The organism is Sinorhizobium sp. GQ132, assembly GCF_059758575.1.
In genome coordinates, this window is the sequence record NZ_JCAXDX010000006.1 from 235,370 (window position 1) to 258,139 (window position 22,770).

Consider the following 22,770-nt stretch of genomic DNA (forward strand, 5'->3'; position numbering starts at 1 on the left):
TGGACATGCAGACGTTTGAAAATGCAAAAGCCGGCGACATCGTTCTTACGCTTGCCGACCGGATCATCGAAAACCGCGCCTATCTGAGCGAGATCGACGGCAAGATCGGCGATGGCGATCACGGGGTGAACATGGCCAAGGGCTTTGGCCTTGCCGCAGAACGCCTGAAGGGCACAGACGCCTCGCTGTCAGAGGCGCTCGATACGCTCGGCACCGTGCTGATGACGGAGATCGGCGGATCGATGGGGCCGCTCTACGGCGTGATGTTCACCGAATTCGCCGAAAAGATCGAGGGCGCCGATGCAATCGACGCCGCCGCCTATAGCCGCATGCTTCATGCGGGGCTCGAAGGCATCCGGTCGATCGGCTCCGCCAAGGTGGGCGACAAGACGCTGCTCGACACCTTGGTGCCCGCGGTGGACGCCTTCGATGCGGCGGCTGCCGACGGCAAGCCCTTCGCCGAAGCGCTCGATGCACTTGTATCGGCGGCGGAGGCCGGCCGCGATTCGACGCGCGATCTCGTCGCCAAGATCGGCCGGGCGAGCCGCCTCGGCGAACGCTCGCTCGGCGTGTTGGACGCCGGCGCCACCTCCTGTGCGATCATCCTCAGGGAGTTGTCGCACGGGGCTCGCGCCCGGCTCGCCTGACGCCGCGGTTTCGCGATTGCGCGCAAAGGGGGGCAGCGGCACCCAGCCCCCATTGCAAAAGCACGGCGTTGCTTCCATCCTCGCGGTCCGAAAACAGGGGAAGTACAGGACTGCATGACGATCAAGACACCTTCTCCGCGCAAGGGCGCTGCCAGTCGAAGCGGTACGGTCGATGCTTCGGACGCGATCCCCTTGCGCTACGGTGACGACCCCTATGTCTGGGCCTGCTGGCTTTATTACGAAGACGGCATGACGCAGGGCGAGATCGCCGAGGCCATGGGTGTGTCGCGGGCGACGGTAAACAGCTATCTCGCCGACGCCCGCGAAAAAGGCATCGTCAACATTTCGATCGAGCCGGCGCGACTGGCATCGCTCACCATCGCCCAGGAACTGAAGCGGCATTTCGGCCTGACCGACTGTCTCGTGGTCCCGAGCGACGACAATGCGCGTCCTTTGATCGACCGCCTCGGAGCGGCCGGGGCGCAGGCGCTTCCAAAACTCCTGAAATCCGGCGATACGCTCGCCGTCGCCTGGGGCCGCACCGTGCTTTCGGTTGGCGAGCACGCCGGTATCGCTTCCCTTCAGGACATGACGGTGGTTCAGGCGACCGGCGGCACCACGGCCTCATTTGCCTATACGCCGGAGCTTTGTGCCTCGGCGGTCGCACGGGCAATTTCAGCCCGCTGCGTCAACATCACCGCGCCGGCCGTGGTCAAATCGCCGGAACTCCTGCATATGCTTCTGGAGGAACCTCTGGTTCAGGAGCAGTTCGCGACTCTGGCAAGGGCAAACCGGGTGCTTTTCGGCATCTCCTCGCTTCGGCCGAATTCCACCATTCATACCAGCGGTTTCTTCGAATCGGTCTCGCTGCAGGACTATCTGGCAGCCGGCGCGGTCGGCGTCGTCGCGGGCCGTTTCATCGATGAACGCGGCCGTCCGGTCGCCGGCCCGCTCGACGATCGTACGGTCGGCATCTCGCTGGACCTGCTCCGCGAGATAGGCACGCGCATTGCAGTCGCCGGCGGCTTCGATAAGGTGCCGGCCCTGCTCGCCGCGCTACGCGGCGGCTATGTCAACGTGCTCATCACCGACGCGGCGACCGGTCACGGCATCTTGCGGGCCGACGGCGTCAGGGCACTCGACGCCAAGCTTTCGCACCGGCCGAAGCTTGTCCAGACACCGAGCTCCTATCGCACCCACGTCAAGAAATTCCTCAACAACCCGAACGAAGTCGTCGAAGAGATGCTCGAAGGGGTCGTCAGGGCGCATCAGAAATATCTGCAGCCGATCAACGGATCGCACCGGGCGCTCGTCGCGCGCAGCGGCCCCAGGCCCGGAAAAGTGGGCCTCGTCATCGGCGGGGGCACGGGGCACGAGCCGTGCTTCCTCGGTTATGTCGGCAAGGGTCTTGCCGATGCGGTTGCCGTGGGGAACATCTTTTCCTCGCCGCCGCCCGATCCGATCGTGCAATGCGCCGAGGCCGCGTCCGGAGGCGAAGGCGTGCTCTTCGTCTACGGCAACTATGCCGGCGACGTGATGAATTTCGAGATGGCGGCTGAAATTGCCGAAGAAAAGGGCATCAAGGTAAGGACTGTCCTGACGACGGATGACGTCGCCTCCTCGCCGGTCGAGGACCGCGAAGGCCGGCGCGGCGTCGCCGGCAACTTCTTCATCTTCAAGGTCGCGGGCGCGGCCTGCGATCGCGGCCTGTCGCTGGAAGCCTGCGAAGCCGTCACGCGCAAGGCGAACCTGCGCACCTATACGGTGGGCGTCGCGCTCGAACCCGGCTCGATGCCGCAGACGCGACGGCACAATTTCGAGATCGGCCCGGACGACATGGAGGTCGGCATGGGCATACACGGCGAACCGGGCGTGACGCGCGAGCGCATCCGATCGGCGGACGAGATTACCGACAGCATCATGGACCGCATCTTCAAGGAGATGAAGACAGCACCCGGCGAGCGCGTCGCCGTGCTCGTCAATTCCTTCGGAGCGACGCCCCTGATGGAGCTCTATATCCTGTTCCGGCGGGTCCAGCAGCGACTGGCGGCAAAGGACATACTGATCGAAGCGAACTGGATCGGACATTATTGCACCTCGTTGGACATGGCCGGCGCTTCGATCACCATTCTCCATCTTGATCAGGAATTGTCCGATCTGCTTCATCACCCTTGCGAAACGGCCTTTCTGAAGGTCAACTAGAACTGGGCGAAGCCCTGGCGGGTGGTTGCGGATCCACCTAAAGGCCGCGGGAGGAAAATGATGCCGGAGAGCGCGGTGCGCCGCTTAATCGAAATGTTCGAGGCGATCTCCAGTGCCATCGAAGCGGAGAGGGACCATCTGTCCGAGCTTGACGGCGCGATCGGCGATGCCGATCACGGGATCACCATGGCGATCGGCTTTTCTGCCGTGACCGGCGAACTTGCGAGAACGGACGCAGGCAGCGCCGGGCTGAGCGGTGTCATGACGGCGGCGGCAAGCGCCTTCCTGAACGCCGTCGGAGCCTCGACGGGACCGCTTTACGCCACCGCCTTCCGACGTGCGGCCCAGGCCCTGGAAGGACGCGACACACTGGACCTCGAGGCTTGCTCCCTTCTCATCCAGGCGGTTGCCTCCGGCATAGGCGAGCGCGGCAAGGGGCAGCGCGGCGACAAGACGATGCTCGACGTCTGGCTTCCCGCCGCCGACGCAGCGGCGCAAGCGGCCGCAGCCGGCAAGTCTGCCGAGGCATTCTGGGCGGATGTCACCGCAGCCGCCGAGAACGGCGCCAGCGCGACGCGTTCCATGGTCGCAACGAAGGGCCGTGCAGCCCGGGTCGGAGAGCGCTCGCTCGGACACATGGATCCCGGCGCCGCCTCGGCCGTCATCATCATCCGGGCCATGGCCCAAACACTGCGGATGAGTTAAGGCCCGTTCGGTTTTGTCGGCACGCATGGCGATGCGCTCGAATTCCTTGCGTACCGACCGTGCGCCACTGCAGGTGTCCTTTGATCGTAGCCGATCAATGGACAAAAACATGCAGCAGCTCAACGTGCTACAGCGACCTTTGCGCGTCTCATAAGACGCGCGGCGCTGTAGGAAACCTTTCGGAGGACTGCAATCTCTCCTCCGTCCTCATCGTGCTCGTCACAGCGATGAGAGCAGCGCCGCGTCTGCGGCGCGGGAAGCGTTCTTTCAGCCCAAGGACTTGGTCTGGCTGGATTCCTGTGACAAGCACAGGAATGAGGAAATCAAACAAGTGCCTTGGACCGAAGGATTGGAGCATTCCGGTGTTTCCATGAAACATTGAAATGCTCTAGGTCGACCCCACGCTTGATGACACAGTTTTCCTGAGGCGTGCTCTAACCCGCATCATCCAGTGCCGGCGGGGCTTCACCCGTCGTCAACATCTGCATCAGCGCGTGTTCGCTCCTCACGCCTTGCCGGTAAAGGTGAAACAGCATCTTTCCCAACTCCGCACCGTGTTCGCTTTCCGGCGCCAGCTCCCTGGAGGAGCAGGCATAAACGTGAACACGTCGCAACATCAAGATTTCGTCGTCGTCAATGGCGAGATCCGAGAAGCGCACCGACATTTCCTTTGACCCTCTAATCAAAGTGGCTTTGTTGATGATGGCTTAATATCGGTGCGGAGACGGCGCGAATCCAGACCCCCCATCATTCTTCAGTGAAGAGAGTTACGCGAACGCCAAGGCCCTCCACTTGCCTTTTGCTCTGCGTCCCATAGTTGAAATAGAAGACAGCATTTTTCAACGAACGGGGCAGACAACATGTCGGTACTGATCAGCATCCTGATCACCTTTCTCGTCGTCATTCTGGTTCTTTATCTCGTCAACCGCCTTCCCCTCGACGGGCGCACCAAGCAAATCGTCCAGGCCATCGTCATCATCATAGGCATCCTGTCGCTGCTGCGGTATCTTGCCGTGTTCTGAACTCCACAGAGGCCGCGGTCCTCTGTCCTTTCTCGGTGGCCGCAAACATGTGAACGCGGCCCTTGCGTATCCGCGGGGAACCTTGGCCCGGCTTCCCCATTAGGGGCCGAGTGAACAGTCCGGTTCGTGAAACGAACGGAGGCGGCCATGTTGCGAGCAGCTGTTTTCCTGGCATTTGCGGCAATGGCCGCTGCGCGGCACGATCCGGCGATCGCGCAGGATTCGCCGCGTATGCTCGACACCGAAAGCGGGCCCGTCAGCGTCGAAGTCTTGGCGGGCGGCCTCGAGCATCCCTGGGGCGCTGTCCTTCTGCCGGACGGCGACATGCTGGTGACGGAGCGTCCCGGCAGGCTGCGCCTCGTGTCGGCCGAGGGAGCCGTCGGCGAACCCATCGAAGGGGTCCCGGATGTCTTCGCCCAAGGTCAGGGTGGACTCCTCGATGTTGCGCTCGATCCGGATTTCGCCACGAACAGGACTGTCTATCTATCCTTTGCCGAGGAACGCGATGGCGGCGCGGCTACCTCGGTCGGCCGTGGCCGTCTGAACGACGACGCCACCGCACTTTCGGATTTCAAGGTAATCTTCCGGCAGGAGCCGGCAGCTTCAGGCGAGAATCATTTCGGCTCGAGGTTGGCCTTCGCGCCGGACGGCAAACTTTTCATCACGCTCGGCGAACGCTTCGACATGCAAGAGGCCCAGGATCCGGCCAACCATCTCGGCGCGATCGTCCGCCTCAATCCCGACGGCTCGATACCGGACGACAACCCCTTCGTCGGCCGCGAGGGCGCCGACGAGATTTGGTCCTACGGCCACCGCAACGTTCAGAGCGCCGCCATCCATCCGGAAACCGACGTGCTTTGGACGGCAGAGATGGGGCCGATGGGGGGAGACGAGTTGAACATACCCGAGGCGGGCAAAAACTACGGCTGGCCCGTGGTGAGCTGGGGCAGACATTATTCGGGCGAACGAATTCCCGATCCGCCGAGCCGCCCCGAATTCGCTGGCTCCATCCATAGCTGGACGCCCGTGATCTCACCCTCGGGCATGATGTTCTATACAGGCGACCTGTTCGCCGACTGGCGGGGCGACCTCCTGATCGGCGGCCTGTCGGCGGGCGGTATCGTCAGAGTGCAGACGAACGGCCGGAGGGTGACCGGGGAGGAAGTTCTTTCGCTCGAGGCACGGGTTCGCGATCTCCTCCAGGCCTCCGATGGCTCGGTACTCGCGCTGATCGACGCCGCATCCGGCAGGATTCTGCGGCTGAGGCCCGCCAACTAGAGCATTCCCAGGAAAGTGTGTAACGGTTTTCCGTCCGGAAGTGCGTTGGAGCAAAAGGTTAGAGCATTTCGGTGTTTTCATGAAACATTGAAATGCTCTAGGTCCGGGATCGCGTGTGCGGGTGAAGGAAACCGCTCGTAACATCCGGGGCATTGGCCTCGGCGAGCCGGGAGAGGAATTGCTCCATGAGCGCGGATTCGCCGAAGCGGCGCATGGAGCGCTCGCTTGCGAGCGAAAATTCCGGGTCCACTTCGGTCAGGCGCGCCATTGTGCGCTGCGCTCCCTCAACGTCTCCCCGCTGGCTCAAAACCGCCGTCTGTATCAGCAGGCAATCCGCCTGCTGCGGCGCCCGGATGAGGCATTCCCGCAAGACCTCATCGGCTTCATCGAGACGACCGGCAGCATAGAGGGCCTGCCCGTAGACATAGGTATAATATTCCGGCGCCATGGGATGCAGCCGGCGCGCCCGCTCGGCGTTTTGCACCGCCTCGTCATAGCTGCCGAACCGGACCTGCGCCTTTGCCAGCGCCATCAGGCTGTCCGGGTCGTTCGGATTGAGTTCGACGGCCCTTTGTGCCGCCTGCATGGCGCCGGGATAATCGCCGGTTGCCGAGAGGCCAAAGCTGAGGACCTGATAGCCGGCAGCGAGGTTCGGATCGAGACGGACTGCCTGACGTGCTTCGCTGAGGCCGGTTTCCACATCGGTCGTCGTCGCCCTGCCGCTGAGGTTCTGCACGAAGTCGACGATATAGGTCATCCCCAGATTCGCGCGCGCCGCGGCGTAACCGGGGTCGAGCTCGAGGGCGCGATGAAGCAGCGCACGGGCGGCGATCAGCGCCTCCGCATCCTTCGAGCCGTGCTTGTAGCGGTCACGCGCCTGGAGCACGAGGTCGTAGGCCTGGAGGTTCTCGGTCGGCCGTTCCGCTGCATTCGAGACCTCCGACTCGCGCACATAGGAAACCAGATGCGAGACGATTTCGGCCGTCAGGTCGGTCTGAACCGCAAATATGTCCTCGACCCGGCGGTCGTAACTGCGCGACCAGAGATGCGCACCGCTGCGCGCATCGATCAACTGCGCCACCACGCGAAGCTGGTCCCCGGCGCGCCGGGCACTGCCTTCGACCACATAGCCGGCACCAAGCCTATCGCCTATCAGGCGGATGTCTTCTGCTTGACCGCGCAGGGCGAAGGTCGAATTGCGGGCAATCACCTGAAGCTCGGGGTTTCGCGCCAGATTGGCGATTATGTCCTCGGTAAGCCCGTCGGCGAAATAGGTCTGCTCGGCGTCGCCGCTCATATTGTCGAAGGGCAGCACCGCGACTGTCGGCCTTGCATCGGCGAGTTCGCCGCCCGCCAGGCGCGCGAGGCTGCCGGCCAGGTCGGCGCCGACGGCTCTTACCTCCGGCGCCTGCGTTGCGGCAGCGGCGAGGACAAGTGCCGCGGCCCCGATGGCGTAGGGCAATGCCGCGCGCCGGCCACGGGCGATCCGCCCGATCCAGCCGCGACCATTCTTTTCGTCCGCATCGAGCCGCACCGCATAGACGGCGAGCGGCTCGGGAATGTTCTTCGCCTGCCTCCGGCCGATGCTGTAGAAGAGCTTGCTGCGGTTTCGGTCGGCACTGCGGACCACCGCCTCGCTCACGAAAATGCCGCCCGGCTCGGCCATGGCTTCGAGCCGCGACGCGACGTTCACGCCGTCGCCGAACATGTCGCCGTCGGCTTCTATGACGTCGCCGAGGTTGATGCCAAGGCGCATGTCGAAGGGCTGCTCGGAAAATCCGTTCTGGATTTCGATCGCGGCATCGAGCGCCTCGTTGACGCTCGGAAACGTCGCGAGAAAACCGTCCCCCGTCGTCTTGAAGGTGCGGCCGCCGTGCTTCTCGACCGAAGGTATGATCAGTCCGCTGAACGTCGCCCGCAGGGCGGCATAGGTCGAGGATTCATCCTCGGACATTAGGCGGGTATAGCCGACGATGTCGCCAGCTACGATTGCTGCGAGTTTACGTTCCATCACGAGCCTCGACAGTCTTCACGCGCATCTTTATGGGACCGACCCCACCCGTCCACTCACAACTCCGTGTCCGCCGCATCGCCTGAGGAGCCTATCCTGCGGACAACGCGTACGCATTCCAGCTCGCCGCTGACAAGAAACCGGGATGATTGGCCGTAAGGAGGAAATGGCTACGCAGAAGGACGCGAACAGTCGCTCATACACTGCACAGGATTGCGGCCTTTGGGTGGCGACATTCCATTGCAGTCGGTCGGGTGCAGTCGGACGTTTCAGTGCTTCATCAAAACACTGAGACGCCCCAACCTTGAAGCTGCGCAGTTTCGGACGGAAACCGTTACACGCTTTTCCTGGATGCGCTCTCGCGCCACGCGAGGACCGGCCCCACGGCCTCGCGAAGCGCTGCGAGATCCGCCTCTTCGACCTTCCGGAAGGGGCGTCTGGAGGCTCCCCCGGGAAGACCCATGATGCCGAGCAGCGCCTTGGATCCCGGCATGACGCCGACCTTGATCAGCACCTGGATCACCCGGTTCGCCATGGCCTGCAACAGCCGGGCCTCCTCGATCCGCCCAGCCGCTACGCAGGCCCTGAGCACGACGAACAGATCGCCCATGAAGTTATAGGTGGTTCCTATCGCACCCTGTGCACCCATCGCGAAACCGGCCAGGCACATTTCATCATAGCCGTTGTAAACGATGGCGTCCGGTGCCGCATCCCGGATGCGTTCGAGCTGGAACATGTCGCTCGACGTATGCTTGATGCCGATGATGTTGGGATGGGAGAGAAGCTCGCCCAGTTCGGGCAAGGTGAAACCGCTGGTGCGGGCGGGGAAGTTATAGACGATGAGAGGCAGGGCCGAAGTATCGGCCAGCTCCCGGTAATGCGCCATGACTTCGGGCCGGGAGAAGTCGTAATAGAAGGGGGGAATGGCCGAGATCGCCTGGTAACCCGATTTGGCCGCGTGCTGCGAAAGCGTGAGCGCATCCCTCGTCGCGATCGTGCCGACATGAGCGATCAGCTTCAGGCGCCCGGACGCGGCGGTGGCAACGTCGGAGAGGTAGTCCGCGCGCTCGTCGAGCGACTGCAGCATCGCTTCGCCCGAGCTGCCGCCGACATAGACGCCATCGATGCCGAGCCGAACCTGAAAATCGAGGAGCGCCCCGATGGCCTGCCGGTCGATGCTTTCGTCTTCGCAAAACGGGGTAAGGAGGGCCGAATAGATCCCTTCGAGTTTCATCTTATGATCGCTTTCACTGGCTCGTGGAAAAAAAGCTCGGGCAATTGGCGGCGGGCGGCGGTGCCAAGCTCGATCACCGCTTCACCGGGGGCGGAACTATAGGGCCAGAGCAGCTCCGGCCCAATCGGGCACCAGCGGCCGGCGGCAGCCATCGCCTTGTCGAGTGCGGCGTTGGAAAGACCATATTCCACGGCAAGAGGCAGGACGTGCTCGTTCATGAAGCCGACGACGCGGGCCTCGAAGTCAAGAGCGCCTGCCGGGTCCTCCCGAAGATGATGCCACCACCTGACGGCGCCGGCGGGGCTCAGGCAGGCGACATTGGAATAGGAGCCGCGGCCGCCTGCGAGGCAGCCGCTCGCCATGAAATGTCCGGGAATGAAGACGGCGAGATCCGGCAGCTTGCGACGAAGCTCCCCATACCAGACTTCGTCGCCGCCCGGCAGTTTCGCCCCGATGAGCATCGGGAGACCGGCCTTTAACCTTGCGATCTCGTCGAGGCTCAGCCGGCACTTGGCATGAGGCGGGTTATAGACGATCAGCGGAATGTCAGGCGCAGTTGCCGCCATGCCGGCGAAGAAGACCTCCGCCTCGTCATAGCTCGGCGCCCACCAGTCCGGCAGGGTGATCTGAACGGCATCGGGTCGCAGAGAGGCGACGCGGGCCAGGCGTTCGCGCGCGACACGCCCATTCGAATGGGAAACGCCGATCTGGAACGGCAGGGCGACGGAATGGCAAAACTCGGCGACCAGCTGGCTCAGCCGGTCGAATTCTTCCTCCGTCTGGCTATGGAATTCGCCCGCAGTGCCGTTGGTGTAGACGCCCTGAAGTCCGCTTTCGCGAAGCGCGGAAAGCTGCTCGTCCAAAGCGGACCATTCGATTTCCCCTCGCCGGCCGACTGGCAGGAGCACTGCTCCCCAGATGCCTTCGGGCGGCTTGGCTTGGAGGCTCATCGGGCGGCTCCGAGCATCTGGTCGGGGATGAAGGTGACGAGCGCCGGAAAGACGGTGATCAGAACCAGGACGACGAAGAGCGGAACGAGAAGAGGCAGGATGCCGCGTGCGAGCACGCCGAAGGGAATGTCGGCAACCTTGGAGACGACGAAGAGCGCAACGCCCATGGGCGGCGTCAATATGCCGATCATCAGGTTGAACACGACCATGACACCGAAATGGACGGGATCCACCCCGAATTGGAGCGCGGTCGGGACCAACACCGGTACGATGAGCAGCAGGATTGCCAGGGCCTCGATAAACGTCCCGAGCGCAAGCAGCATGAGATTGACGAGGATCAGGAATGTCAGCGGGTCGTGCGCATAAGTGAGGAAGAACGTGGCGACGTGCTGGGGTACCTGCTCGCGCGCGATCACATAGCCGAATAGTGACACGCCCATGATGAGAAGGCCGACTGCGGCCGTATGGCTGACTGTCTCGCGCAGTACGGTCACGAGTTTGGCGAAGGTGATCTCACGGTAGACAAAGACACCGAGGAAGAGAGCATAGCTGGCCGCGACCACCGCAGCTTCGGTCGGCGAGAACACCCCTGCAAAGATGCCGCCGATGATGATGAAGGGCGTGATGAGCGGAAGCAGCGCATGCCAGAACGTGGACCACACACGGCGAAAGCCGGCGCGCTGGGCGGTCGCATAGTTCCGGCGCCAGGCGATCGCATAGACCATGATCATGAGCGAGGCCGCGCAAAGAAGCCCCGGTACGATCCCGCCGAGGAAAAGGCCTCCGATCGAGGTATTGGCGATCACGCCATAGACGACGAGGGGAATGGAAGGCGGGATGAGCGGGCCTATGATTGCCGATGCGGCCGTGACCGAACCGGAAAACTGCTCGTCATAGCCGGCGTCGCGCATGGCCTTGATCTCAAGCTGACCAAGGCCGGCGGCATCGGCGACGGCGGAGCCGGACATGCCGGAAAACAGCACGCTCGCCATGATGTTCACATGACCGAGCCCGCCCCTGATATGGCCGACGAGCGCCTTGGCGAAGTCGAAGATGCGCTCGGTTACGCCCGAAAGATTCATCAATTGTGCGGTGAGGATGAAAAAGGGGACCGCCAGCAGCGGGAAGCTGTTGAGGCCGGCGATCATGCGCTGGCCGGCAAAGTTCAGGCCCGTTCCCTGCCAGAGCATGTAGGCAAGCGCAGCCACGATCAGCGTAAATCCGACCGGCATGCCGGCAATCAGAAGGGCAAACCATCCCCCGAAAAGCGTCGCCATCTATAGATACCTTTCGAAGGGGGCTTCGGCCGAAGGGCGGCGGCTGCCGAAGAGCAGCCGGACATCCCGCGCCATGACAAGCATGATCCGGACAGCCGCCAGCAGGCCGAATACGGGCAAGGCGCCGTAAAGCCACGATTCCGGAACGCCGATCGCGATCGACATGACCTTGTGGGCGCGCAAGGTCCCGAAGAAACCGTAGTAAACGAGAACGAGCAGCGCGGTGAGCACCAGGACATCCAAAACGATCCGCAGGAAGAGCTGCGCCCGCTCCGGGAGCATCCGCGGCACGATATCCATGGTGATGTGTGTCCGTGAGGTGACGCCCTCCGCGGCGCCAAGCGCCACCAGCCAGACGAAGGCATAACGCGCAGCCTCCTCCGTCCAGAACATCGGATCCTGGAAGACGAAACGGGTGACGATCTGCAGTGCGATCACGACGAAGGCGAAGACCAGCAGGATCGCGGCCAGTGTCTCTTCGATATGGGTAAAGCTTCGCCAGCGGCTTGGATTGGCCATTTGTTGAACTCCCCGGAATGGAGGGCGCGGCCAGCTCTGGCCGCGCCTGCGGGTGGTTAACGGAGATCGAGCAGCGTCTTCACCGTGCCGGTACCGAATTTAGCGTCGAGATCGGCATAGACTGGCTTCATCGCCTCCTGGAACGCTGCCTTGTCGGGCTCGATCACGGTGATGCCGCGCTCGCGAAAATCGCTGACGAGGTTCGCTTCCTTCTCGCTTACCAGCTTGTCGTTGAGGGCGCCGCCCGCCTCGAATGCCTCCATAACGACCTTCTGGTCGGCGGGCTCGAGCGCATTCCACGTGTCTTCCGACATGAGGATGAGTTGGTCCTGCACCAGATGCCCGGTCAGGGAAACATGGGACTGCACCTCGGTGAACTTCATCGAGTCGATGATGGGTAGCGGGTTTTCCTGGCCGTCCACCTGATTGGTCTGGAGTGCAAGATAGACCTCGGCGAATGCGACCGGCGTGGGGCTCGCGCCCATCGCCTTTGCCCAGGTAAGAAGCGGCGCGGAGTTCGGGACGCGCAGCTTCATGCCCGCGAAATCGGCAGGCTTTTCGATGGGCTTCTTTGCCGTCGTGTGCCGCGTTCCAAAGTACCAGGAGTCGACCATGCGCCACTTGTGCTCGGTCCGCATCTCGTCGACGATCCCCTTGCCCCAGTCGGAGGCGATGATCTTCTGAAGGTGATCGAAGTCGCCGACGACGTAGGCGGTGCTCGCCAACACGGCCCGCGGAACCCAGGCGTCCATGCCGCCGAACGGATTCAGCGTGAAGTCGAGTTCGCCGAGCGTCACCTGCTCCATCATCTCGGTGAATGTCCCGAGCTGAGAATTCGGGAAGATTTCCAGCGTCAGCCGGCCGCCCGATTTTTCCTTGATGATGCGCGCGGCCTCCGTGACGCCCTCGAATTGCGGGTCGCCGGCCGTACCCTGCATTCCAAGGCGCAAGGTGCGCGCCTCTTGAGCCATGGCTTGCGACCCCATCAGCAGCCCCGCAAGCACGATCGTAATCAGTCCCGTTTTCATTATTGCTCCTCCCGCTATCGGCCCGATGCTATGGGCTCGTTTGCCTGTATTTGCGCGCCGCACTCTCCAGGTGCTCGCGCATGACCCGTCCGGCACGCTCCGGATCGCCGGCGCGGATGGCCTCCACGATCACCACGTGCTCCTCGAAACTCTCCCGGTTGGAAATCTCCGGCCTGGTCGGCAGAGGTCTTTGGCCGATCAGCCACTCCACGAACGCATCGTGGACCGCGACGAAAATGGGGTTCGAGACCATCTGGGTCAGTGTGCGGTGAAAGGCGACATCGGTGGCGGCAAAGGCGCGGGCCTTGCCGATCGCAGCCTCGTTGCGAGCCAGCGCGGCGTCGATCGCCTCGATCTGCTGCGCTGTCGCATGGGCCGCAAGATGGCGCGCGCATCCCTCCTCCAGAAACAGGCGGGCCTGCTCGAAATTGGCCACACCCTCGGGTTGGCCGAGCAGCATGCGCGCAGCGCCCGCAAGCGAAGACAGGAAGTGGTCCGGCGTCGGCCGCGTGACTTTGGCACGCTCGCCCGTGCTGACCTTCACGAGCCCCATGCGCTCCAGGGCATAAAGCGCCTCCCGGATCGAGGGCCGCCCGACCCCGAACAATTCCATCAGGTCCCGCTCGGAAGGGAGCGTCGCACCCAAAGGATAGATCTCGTCGCGGATCATCTCCTCCAGTTTCAACCGGACTTCGTCGGAAAGCTTCTTGCGGACGGCGAGTGTGCTCATGGTGTGATTGTTAAGGTGTTATACCACGTGAGTCAAGAGAACTCGCAGGCGCAGTCGACAACCGCGCGCTCACACCGCTTGCAGCGCGCGCCACCTATCCGCCGCCCGTGCGGACCGCAGCGTTCACCTGGTTCAATGTCTGCGAAGAAGATATCCGATCGCCAGGCCGAGACCGGCAAGGACCAGGATCGTTTGCAGAGGACGGCGAGGCTCGGCGGCGCCGGCGCGTTCGTCCGCGCGCCTAGCATCCGGGGTATCGACCACCCTGGTATGCGGGCGATCGAAGCCGGACGCGACCTGCTCATGCCAACGTCCGGCGGGATCCTGGAATTCGATGGCCTCGGTAGAGCCGGGAAGCTCATGATGGCGCGCCGCGATCTCGGCTGCGGCCAGTGCATCGTCATGGGTACGGAAGGTTTCGGAGAAGACGTCGTCTACCTTGTAGGCCCAGCCCCCGTCGTGTTCCACAATCTCATATCGTATCGTCACCATGGCGATGCTCCCGTTTGAAGGAGGAAAACATCCGTCGCCTTGCTTGGTTCCGCAATCCATCCGCGAAGGTCGCCATGGCGACGAGACACTGGCTGCCCCGATCACCGGTTATTCCGACCGACCGATTTGCAAAGTATTCCCCTTGCTTGACAAAGCGCAACGATCGTAACATGCGCTGACGTGCCCTTCTGCGTGTAATACAAACTGCCGCTGCGACCTTTGCGCGTCCGACTGGACGCGTGGCGCTGCAGGCATAAATCTCGGAACGGCTCAGTGGCACGCGAAGCATTATGGGAGAAATTGATGAAACATGAACGGATTACCCTGCGCGGAGCGCAGATCGCCGCGCTCTCGGCAGCATTGTTTTTCTCGGGCAGCGCCGCGGCGCAGCAGAAATTCGTGACAATCGGCACCGGCGGCGTCACCGGCGTCTATTATGCCGCGGGCGGCGCCATCTGCCGGCTTCTGAACAAGGACCGCAAGACGCACGGCATCCGCTGCTCGGTCGAATCCACCGGCGGATCGGCGTTCAACGTGAACACGATCAAGGAGGGCGAGCTCGACTTCGGCATGGCGCAGTCCGATGTGCAGTACAACGCTTTCAAGGGCGACGAGGCGTTCAAGGAAGGCGGCGCGCATGCCGACCTCAGGGCGGTCTTCTCGATTCATCCGGAGCCGTTCACGGTGCTGGCGCATCCGAATGCCGGCGTGACGAAGTTCGAAGACTTCAAGGGCAAGCGCTTCAATGTCGGCAACCCCGGTTCCGGAACGCGCGCTTCCATGGAGCGCCTGCTCGGCGCCATGGGCTGGACGCTCGCCGACTTCTCGCTCGCATCCGAACTCAAGGCGGACGAGCATGGCCCGGCGCTTTGCGACGGCAAGATCGACGGCTTCTTCTACGGCGTGGGGCATCCCTCCGCCAATATTCAGGATCCGACGACGACCTGCGCTGCGAAGCTGGTGCCGCTGACCGGCGAAGTCGTCGACAAGCTGGTCGCCGACAATCCCTATTACGCCAAGGCGACCATTCCGGGCGGCCTCTACAACAACAATCCGGAAGACACGGAAACCTTCGGCGTTCTGGCGACACTGGTCACCTCCGCCAACGTTCCGGAAGAGAGCGTCTACGCGCTGACGAAAGCGGTTTTCGAGAATTTCGACGAGTTCAAGTCGCTGCACCCGGCTTTCGCCAATCTCGAGCCCGCCAAGATGATCAAGGACGGCCTCTCTGCACCACTGCATCCGGGTGCGGAAAAATATTACAAGGAAAAGGGCTGGCTGAAGTAAGCTTCGCGTTCTGACGTCTACCGGCGGGCCAAAGGCGGCTCGCCGGCAATATCGGCATGGGAGGGTGTCACGAGCGAACTTCAAGAACGGCAGGTCGACGTCGACCTCGAGCAACTGGTCGCCGAAGCCGATACCGGCGGACGCAACGCCAAAGGATTGACCGGGCAGATCTTGCTCTGCACCGCTGTGGCATGGTCGCTGTTCCAGCTCTGGTACGCGTCTCCCCTGCCCTTCGTCTTCGGCTTCGGCATTCTCAACGATACCGAAGCCCGCGCCATCCATCTCGGTTTCGCGCTGTTCCTGACCTTCCTTGCCTATCCCGCGCTGAAGAGTTCGCCGCGCGACCGGGTGCCGCTTGCCGATTGGGTGCTCGCGGCGCTCGGCGCCTTCGCGGGCGCCTATCTGTTCCTCTTTTATGGCGAGCTTGCCGGACGGCCCGGCCAGCCCTCGACGCTCGATCTCGTCACCGGTACGGTCGGGATCCTGCTGCTGCTCGAGGCCACGCGCCGCGCGCTCGGCCTGCCGATGGTGTGCGTCGCCGGCGTGTTCATCTTCTACACCTTCGCCGGCCAGTACATGCCCGACGTCATCCAGCATCGCGGCGCTTCGCTGGTGAAGTTCATCAACCACCAATGGCTGACGACGGAGGGCGTTTTCGGCATCGCGCTCGGCGTATCGACGAGTTTCGTTTTCCTCTTCGTCCTGTTCGGAACGCTGCTCGAAAAGGCCGGCGCCGGCAACTGGATGATGCAGATCTCCATCGCCTTGCTCGGGCATCTGCGCGGCGGCCCCGCCAAGGTGGCCGTCGTCTCCTCGGCGCTGAACGGCGTCGTCTCCGGCTCCTCGGTTTCCAACGTCGTGTCGGGTGGCATATTCACCATTCCCTTGATGAAACGCACGGGACTTTCCGGTGTGAAGGCCGGCGCGATCGAGGCAACCGCATCGATCAACGGCCAGATCATGCCGCCGGTCATGGGCGCCGCCGCGTTTCTGATGGTCGAATATGTCGGCATTCCCTATTCGGAGATCGTCAAGCACGCGCTGCTTCCAGCAGTCTTTTCCTACATCGCGCTTCTCTACATGGTGCATCTGGAGGCGGTGAAGCTGAACATGCAGCCGATCCCCCAGCGTCCCACGCCGGCACGCGAAAGGTGGCTGCGCATGGGCCTGGGGCTTGCGGGCAGCGTGCTTGCAATCTGCCTGCTCTATTACGGCATCATTGCCATCCGGGCCGCATTCGGAGCAGGCGCGCCCTTGCTGCTCGCGATTGCGGGCGTGGCGCTCTATCTCGCGACGATCTGGTATTCGTCCCGTTATCCCGACCTGGAACTCGACGATCCGGATGCTCCTATCCTCGAACTGCCGCGCGCATGGGACGTTACACGGACCGGGCTCGATTTCCTCATTCCCATCGTCGTTCTGCTCTGGTGCCTCATGGTCGAGCAGCTTTCGCCGGGCCTCTCCGCCTTCTGGGCCACGCTGACGATCCTCGCAATCGTCGCCACCCGCAAACCGCTGATGGCGATCTTCCGGAAAGAGAATTTCGCAAGCGCGGTCCGTGCGGCCGCCTGGGACCTCGTCGACGGCCTGGCGCTCGGCGCGCGCAACATGATCGGCATCGCGGTCGCAACGGCGACGGCCGGCATCGTCGTCGGAACGATCACGCTTACGGGTCTGGGCCTGATGATGACGGAACTCGTCGAATTCATCTCGGGCGGAAACGTCATCATGATGCTCGTTCTCATTGCCGCGATCAGCCTTGTGCTCGGCATGGGGATCCCGACTACCGCCAATTACATCCTGGTGGCCACTCTCATGGCGCCGGTCGTCGTCGAGCTCGGCTCGCAGGCGGGCCTTGCCATCCCCTTGATTGCCGTCCATCTCTTCGTCTTCTATTTCGGCATCATGGCCGACATCACGCCGCCCGTCGGACTGGCCTCCTTCGCGGCGGCGGCGATTTCCAAGGAAGACCCGATCGCGACTGGCTTCCAAGGAGCATTCTACTCGCTGCGCACCGCGATCCTGCCGTTCGTGTTCATATTCAATCCGGCGATCCTGCTGATCGGCGTCGACACCTGGGCGCATACACTTTGGGTCGCCTTCGTCTCGCTTGCCGCCATCCTCATCTTCTCGGCCGCGACGATGAACTGGTTCGTGACGAAAAGCCGGCTGTGGGAGAGCGCGGTCCTGCTGCTCGTCTGCTTCACGCTGTTCCGTCCCGATTGGTGGCTCAACCAGATCTCGCCACCCTATGAGGAACTGCCCGCCTCAGAATTCCTGCGGTCCGTCGAGGAGGCTCCGGCAAAGGGCCGGATCAACTTCGTGGTCCAAGGCTTCGACCTGATGGGTGACGAGGTTCGCAAGACCGTCAACGTCCCGCTCGGCGAGCCCGGCGAGCCGCTTCAACGGCTGCAATCGATCGGGCTCACGGTCACACCGGCGGGCGACAGTCTGATGATCAGCAACGTCGACTTCGGCTCCTATGCCAAGCGCATCGGCCTCGATGTCGGCTTTGACGTCGTCGCAGTGCTGAGAAAAGCCGAGCAACCGTCAGGCGCCATCCCGGTGGGTATCGCGCTGGCCGTGACCGCGGGAATTGCCGGCTTGCAGTTCGCGCGCAGAAAGGCCGACCGCAGCGGAGCCGGTCTGACGGGCACCGCGCGCAAATAAGCGACAGTCATGCCGCCGAGGATTCCCGCACGACCAGTAGTGGCGGGGCGATCGCGTGCCGTTGGGGCTCATTGCCCTCCATCGCTGCGATCAGCACGTCGATCGCCGCTTCCGCGACCTGATCCAGATGCAGGTTGACAGCCGTCAATTGCGGCGTCGCGAGTTTTGCCCGCATTCCGTCGTATCGCGTCGCCAGTCGTAGACCATGCGGAACGGGACGGTCGAGCAACCGGGCGGCATCGAGCACGCCCCTGGCGAAAGCGTCGACAGGCACGCATAACGCGTCGATATCCGGATTGCTTCGCAGGAGCCTTTCGGCAGCGGCGGCAGCCTCCGATTCCCCGCCGCTTTCGTCGATGCGCACGGCAACCGGTGAAAACCCCCTCTCCGCGGCGTAAGCCGCATAGACGGCCTCGGTCTCGATGTAGGAATTGCGCCGCTGCTCGCCGGTAATCAGGCCGACCCGGCGGCTGTTCGCGCCAAGGTGCTCCAGCATCAGCCGGGCCGTCGCAGTGCTCTGAATATCCACCGACGGAATGTCCTCTCTCCCCGGCGCCCGCCCGATCGAGACAACGGGTACGCCGCGGGCAGAGAAGAAATCCAGTAACCGGTCTTCGACCATGGGTTCGACGATTATGGCGCCGTCGACTTCCAGCGCGTCGAGGTTGGAGTCGGGCTCCAAAGGCGGCACCAGGCAGAGGGCGAGATGCCGCGAAAGAGCCGTAACGGCAGCGGCGGCAGCGATCTCCATCAGGAAGCCCAGCCGCGCAGGGCCTGCAGCCACAGCAAAGGGCATTGACGATGCCAGGGCGATGATCCCCGCCCCGCCCGTTCTGAGCCTGCGGGCCCGGGGATTGGCCCGGTAACCCATCTTGTCCGCCAGCGCCACGATCCTGGCTTTCGTCTCGGGGTCGACATAGCGCCGTCCGCTGAAAGCGTGGGAAACCGTGGTCGGCGATACGCCCGCTGCCTTCGCCAATTCCACGATCGTCGATCTTGCCATCCGAACACCCCGTCCATGAACCGGCCCGGATGATGGCATTGCGGCGCGGCTTTTACAAATCGATTTGCCAGACCGCAAGAATGTGCTATCACACACCATGCAAAACGATTTGCATAGCCAGCGGGAGAGAGGCTGGCGTGGGAGGAGATCAAATGAGCGGGAACAAAATCGATTCTATCGACCCGACGGACCAAGTGCTGCCGCCGCGCAGCCTGCTTCTGTTCGGTCTTCAGCATGTGCTGGTGATGGCTGCTTCGCCGATCACCGCGGTGTTTCTTGTAAGCAAGGCGCTCGGCTTTTCCGATGCGCTGACCGTCTCGCTGATCAGCGCGACGTTTCTGATCTGCGGCCTGGGCACAATCCTGCAGAGTTTCGGACCGGCGGGCTTCGGCGCGCGGCTGCCGTTCATCATGGTGCCGGGTGGCGCGCCGATCGCGATCTTTCTGGCCATCGCCCAGCAGACCGACGTGCAGACCGCCGTCGGCGCGGTGATCCTCACCGCAGTCTTCTATTTCCTTGCGCTGCCGGTATTCCGCCGGCTGCTCCGCTATTTTCCGCCCATCGTGGTCGGGACCATGCTCCTTCTCGTATCGGTGAACCTCGTGCGCATCTACGGCGGCACGATCACCGGCAAGCAGGGGAGCGAAGGCTTCGCCGATCCGATGAATGTCGGGCTTGCCCTTGCGACGATCGCGCTGACGATAATCTTCGCAAGAGTCTTCACGGGCACGCTTCAGCGCATCTCGGTGATGCTCGGCCTCATCGCGGGTTCGGCGATCGCCATGGGAGCCGGGTATATGGATCTTTCCGGCATCTTCGACGGCCCGGTGATTGCCGTGCCCCAGCTTCTTCCGTTCGGAATGCCGAAGTTCGACTTTTTCGCCGCCCTTCCGCTGATCGTGTTCTCGATCATATCGATGGCCGAAGCGACCGGGCAGACCATTGCCACCGCCGAGATCGTCGGGCGTCGGGGCGACGCTCACGCGATCGTGCCCGCGACCATCCGCGGCGACGCCGTCGCCTCGCTCGTCGGCGGTCTGTTCGGAACCTCGCTTATCATCACCAGCGGTGAAAATGTGGGTATCGTCCGGGCAACCAACGTCAAATCCCGCTACGGCACCGCAACGGCCGGCGTAATCCTCGTCCTCATCGCCCTGTTTGCGCCGATCGGTCGTCTGGCGAATGCCCTGCCCGGCCCCGTCGTCGGTGGAACGGCTGTGATCGTGTTCTCGATCATCGGCGTGATCGGGATCGATCTTCTGCGTCGCGTCGATCTGCGCGAGCACGGCCCGATGTTCACGCTCGCGGCGGCGCTTTCCATGGGGCTTCTGCCGATCCTGGTCCCGGGCGTCTACAGCCAGTTCCCGCAATGGAGCCAGATGATCCTCGCCAACGGACTTGCCGCCGGAACAATCACGGCGGTGATTGTGAACGCTTTTTTTCAACACCTGCCTCTGGAGCAATTCCAGGCAAAGTGCGCAGCCGTTTTCCGTCCGGAGTAGCGGCAAAACAAGGATCAGAGCATTTCCGCGGTTCAAAGCGGGAATGCTCTGGACGCCTAAAAGGCAGCAGCCAGCAGCGTCGAAGCTGAAATTCAAAGGAATACAAAAGTGACGGAATTGCGCAACAAGTTACAGGGCAGCGGTGAATTCCTGCTTCACCCCGGCAAGGTTCTCCTGCCGGACGGGCCTCGATCCGGAATGGGGGTAGTGGTCCGCGACGGGCGCTTCACGGACATCGGGGCCGCAGGGCTTGTCGGCAGCCGGAACCCGGATCTGACACCGATCGAGCTGCCGCATCATCTGGTGATGCCCGGCTTCATCGATACACATACCCATCTGACCCAGTCGCTCGGCAAATCGCTTGTCTTCGGCGAGCCTTCCGAGATCTTTCGCCGGATATGGGTGCCGCTCGAAGGCAGTCTCGACGAACGGATGGTCTATCTTTCCGCAAAGCTTGCGGCGCTCGAGTGCCTGCGCGGCGGCTTTACCGCCGCCGTCGATGCGGGCACGCGTTCAGCCGGCCATATCGATGCGCTGATACGGGCGGCGCGGCAAACCGGCCTGCGCAGCGTCATAGGCCTGATCTGCAACGACCTCGGCGGAGCCGCCATCGTCCCCGAACGCACGACGATCCTCAAGAATGCGGCCAGGCACCTGGCCGCATTCGAGGGCGACCCTCTCGTTCATGCCTCGCTCGCCATTTCCATTCCGGAGGCTGCCAGCGACCATATGCTGGCCGACGTTTCCCGAATGGCCCGTGAATCGGGAGCGATATTCCAGACCCATGTCAACGAACACCTCGTCGCCGTCGAGCGCTCGCTGGTCGCAAACGGCCGTCGTCCGCTGGAGCACCTCGCCCATCTGGGCGCCCTCGGCCAGCATGTGCTGATCGCCCATTCCACGCTGGTGACGCCTCACGAGCTGAACCTGTTGCGCGACAGCGGCACGGCCGTCGCCTACAATCCGGTCGCCAGCCTCTGGAAGGGCAATGCCATCGCGCCCGCCCTGCAGATGGCCGCCCTCGGCATTCGCTTCGGACTGGGAACGGACGGGACGCGCGCCGACGGCTTCCGTCTGATGGATGCCGCCGAAGGCCTGCAACGCGCCGGCTTCGGCCTTGCGACAGGCGACGCCTCCTGCGGCGGCGGCTGGCTCTGGGTCGAGCGGGCAACAGCTCAGGCTGCGGACGCCGCAGGTCTCGCCGGAGTGACCGGTGCGATCCGCGAGGGGCTTGCCGCCGATTTCCTTCTGGTCGACCTGGATCGTCCTGAATTCACCCCCTCCCACGATCTCACGTGGGAGCTCGTGCGCTACGGCAATCGCGACCAGATCGATGCAGTCTTCACCGCCGGGCAACTCCGTCTATGGCAGGGCTGGCCGGTTGGATGGGATGCACGCGCTCTTCTTGCCGAGGTGCGCGAGGTTACGGCCGAGGCCATCGCAAGGGCGCCGATCCAACGCGTCCACAAGCCGTCGTCCGAGCATCGGGCGCTGGGGCATTTCGCATGACCCTCGGCCTTTTTGCGATCCTGAGCGCCGTTACGCTCGTCTCGTCCTTCATCCAGGGTGCGCTCGGCATCGGCTTCGCACTGATCGTGGCGCCCGTCGTCGGCATCCTGAAGCCCGATCTCCTGCCGGTGACGCTGCTTCTTCTGATGCTGCCGCTCAATTTCCACGTCGCCTGGCGGGAACGGTCGGCGGTCGATTGGTCCGGCGCGAAATGGATCACGCTCGGCAGGTTCGCCGGCACCTTTGCCGGCGTGTGGCTGCTCGCCGCGCTCTCGACGCAGCAGCTGGATCTGGCCGTCGGCTGGTTCACGGTCATCGCCGCCGCCGCCGCGCTCTTCGCGCCACCCTTCGAACCGGGCCGCCCGAGCGCGCTTGGCGTCGGACTGTTCACCGGTGTGACCGAAACGGCGACCGGCATTGGCGGCCCGCCGCTCGCTCTCCTTTACCAGCACGCCCAGGGGCCGATACTCAGAGCAACCGTGGCGGTGTGCTTCTTCGTGGGCGAAATCATGTCGCTCGTGATACTCGCCTTTGCAGGGCGTCTCGGAGCGGACCAGCTACTGGCTGCGCTCTACCTCGCACCGGCGGTTCTCCTCGGAAGCGCTCTGTCGCGGCTGACGCACGACCATATTCGCGGCCGCGGCCTGCGCTTGGGCGTGCTCACCTTCGCGCTGGCCAGCGGGGCTTTTCTGATCGTGAGATAG

20 protein-coding genes are annotated in these 22,770 nt (G+C 63.2%); 10 read left to right on the plus strand and 10 right to left on the minus strand.

Annotated elements, in window-relative coordinates; translation table 11 throughout:
- Nucleotides 1–5 precede the first annotated feature (5 nt).
- The 3 genes from dhaL (AC6CIG_RS17655) (at nt 6) to dhaL (AC6CIG_RS17665) (ending at nt 3,554) form a co-directional block, all read left to right on the plus strand.
- On the plus strand, nt 6–647 hold the full coding sequence (gene dhaL / locus AC6CIG_RS17655; protein WP_020487511.1) for a dihydroxyacetone kinase subunit DhaL: 642 nt from the start codon (nt 6–8) through the stop codon (nt 645–647).
- A 114-nt stretch (nt 648–761) separates the two neighbouring features.
- Complete coding sequence (locus AC6CIG_RS17660) at nt 762–2,849, plus strand: bifunctional sugar-binding transcriptional regulator/dihydroxyacetone kinase subunit DhaK (RefSeq protein WP_018097952.1); 2,088 nt, start codon at nt 762–764, stop codon at nt 2,847–2,849.
- A gap of 60 nt (nt 2,850–2,909) precedes the next feature.
- Nucleotides 2,910–3,554, plus strand: coding sequence for a dihydroxyacetone kinase subunit DhaL (dhaL, locus tag AC6CIG_RS17665; RefSeq protein ID WP_180980821.1), 645 nt, complete (start codon nt 2,910–2,912; stop codon nt 3,552–3,554).
- A 434-nt stretch (nt 3,555–3,988) separates the two neighbouring features.
- On the opposite strand, the gene AC6CIG_RS17670 is transcribed toward dhaL (AC6CIG_RS17665), so the two are convergent.
- Nucleotides 3,989–4,219, minus strand: a complete 231-nt coding sequence (locus AC6CIG_RS17670; RefSeq protein ID WP_018097955.1) for a hypothetical protein — start codon at nt 4,217–4,219, stop codon at nt 3,989–3,991.
- Nucleotides 4,220–4,414: 195 nt separating this feature from the next.
- On the opposite strand from AC6CIG_RS17670, the gene AC6CIG_RS17675 reads away from it, so the two are divergent.
- Nucleotides 4,415–4,576 (plus strand): Thivi_2564 family membrane protein, encoded by a 162-nt coding sequence (locus AC6CIG_RS17675; protein WP_017266304.1) that lies wholly within the window; start codon nt 4,415–4,417, stop codon nt 4,574–4,576.
- Nucleotides 4,577–4,723: 147 nt separating this feature from the next.
- Nucleotides 4,724–5,854 (plus strand): PQQ-dependent sugar dehydrogenase, encoded by a 1,131-nt coding sequence (locus tag AC6CIG_RS17680; RefSeq protein ID WP_018097956.1) that lies wholly within the window; start codon nt 4,724–4,726, stop codon nt 5,852–5,854.
- 97 nt (nt 5,855–5,951) lie between these two features.
- On the opposite strand, the gene AC6CIG_RS17685 is transcribed toward AC6CIG_RS17680, so the two are convergent.
- The 8 genes from AC6CIG_RS17685 to AC6CIG_RS17720 form a co-directional block, all read right to left on the minus strand.
- Complete coding sequence (locus AC6CIG_RS17685) at nt 5,952–7,865, minus strand: adenylate/guanylate cyclase domain-containing protein (RefSeq protein ID WP_018097957.1); 1,914 nt, start codon at nt 7,863–7,865, stop codon at nt 5,952–5,954.
- A gap of 334 nt (nt 7,866–8,199) precedes the next feature.
- A complete protein-coding gene (locus tag AC6CIG_RS17690) occupies nt 8,200–9,099 on the minus strand; it encodes an N-acetylneuraminate lyase (protein WP_018097958.1) in 900 nt (299 codons plus the stop codon).
- Entirely contained in the window at nt 9,096–10,049 is a 954-nt protein-coding gene (locus tag AC6CIG_RS17695) for a dihydrodipicolinate synthase family protein (protein WP_018097959.1), read from the minus strand. The genes AC6CIG_RS17690 and AC6CIG_RS17695 overlap by 4 nt, the downstream gene beginning before the upstream one ends.
- Nucleotides 10,046–11,326, minus strand: a complete 1,281-nt coding sequence (locus tag AC6CIG_RS17700; RefSeq protein WP_018097960.1) for a TRAP transporter large permease — start codon at nt 11,324–11,326, stop codon at nt 10,046–10,048. The genes AC6CIG_RS17695 and AC6CIG_RS17700 overlap by 4 nt, the downstream gene beginning before the upstream one ends.
- On the minus strand, nt 11,327–11,845 hold the full coding sequence (locus tag AC6CIG_RS17705; protein ID WP_498323173.1) for a TRAP transporter small permease: 519 nt from the start codon (nt 11,843–11,845) through the stop codon (nt 11,327–11,329). It abuts the gene before it with no gap.
- A gap of 56 nt (nt 11,846–11,901) precedes the next feature.
- Entirely contained in the window at nt 11,902–12,873 is a 972-nt protein-coding gene (locus AC6CIG_RS17710; RefSeq protein ID WP_411926341.1) for a sialic acid TRAP transporter substrate-binding protein SiaP, read from the minus strand.
- Between the two features lie 28 nt (nt 12,874–12,901).
- A complete protein-coding gene (locus tag AC6CIG_RS17715) occupies nt 12,902–13,603 on the minus strand; it encodes a transcriptional regulator NanR (protein ID WP_411926342.1) in 702 nt (233 codons plus the stop codon).
- Between the two features lie 132 nt (nt 13,604–13,735).
- Nucleotides 13,736–14,095, minus strand: a complete 360-nt coding sequence (locus AC6CIG_RS17720) for a DUF2188 domain-containing protein (protein ID WP_498323175.1) — start codon at nt 14,093–14,095, stop codon at nt 13,736–13,738.
- 303 nt (nt 14,096–14,398) lie between these two features.
- Between AC6CIG_RS17720 and AC6CIG_RS17725 the strand changes: the two genes are divergently transcribed.
- Entirely contained in the window at nt 14,399–15,382 is a 984-nt protein-coding gene (locus AC6CIG_RS17725) for a TAXI family TRAP transporter solute-binding subunit (RefSeq protein ID WP_127625462.1), read from the plus strand.
- A 156-nt stretch (nt 15,383–15,538) separates the two neighbouring features.
- Complete coding sequence (locus tag AC6CIG_RS17730) at nt 15,539–18,052, plus strand: TRAP transporter permease (RefSeq protein ID WP_498323176.1); 2,514 nt, start codon at nt 15,539–15,541, stop codon at nt 18,050–18,052.
- Between the two features lie 7 nt (nt 18,053–18,059).
- Here the strand turns inward: AC6CIG_RS17730 and AC6CIG_RS17735 are convergent, their stop codons facing one another.
- A complete protein-coding gene (locus AC6CIG_RS17735; protein ID WP_018097966.1) occupies nt 18,060–19,055 on the minus strand; it encodes a LacI family DNA-binding transcriptional regulator in 996 nt (331 codons plus the stop codon).
- Between the two features lie 152 nt (nt 19,056–19,207).
- Here AC6CIG_RS17735 and AC6CIG_RS17740 point away from each other — a divergent pair, with 152 nt between their 5' ends.
- From AC6CIG_RS17740 to AC6CIG_RS17750, 3 genes are all read left to right on the plus strand, one after another.
- Nucleotides 19,208–20,557: a uracil-xanthine permease family protein gene (locus AC6CIG_RS17740; protein WP_498323178.1), complete on the plus strand. Its 1,350-nt coding sequence runs from the start codon at nt 19,208–19,210 to the stop codon at nt 20,555–20,557.
- 108 nt (nt 20,558–20,665) lie between these two features.
- Nucleotides 20,666–22,066 carry an amidohydrolase family protein gene (locus AC6CIG_RS17745; RefSeq protein WP_018097968.1) on the plus strand — a complete coding sequence of 467 codons (1,401 nt, stop codon included), beginning with the start codon at nt 20,666–20,668 and terminating at the stop codon, nt 22,064–22,066.
- Nucleotides 22,063–22,770 carry a sulfite exporter TauE/SafE family protein gene (locus AC6CIG_RS17750; RefSeq protein WP_013850073.1) on the plus strand — a complete coding sequence of 236 codons (708 nt, stop codon included), beginning with the start codon at nt 22,063–22,065 and terminating at the stop codon, nt 22,768–22,770. Before AC6CIG_RS17745 ends, AC6CIG_RS17750 begins: the two co-directional genes overlap by 4 nt.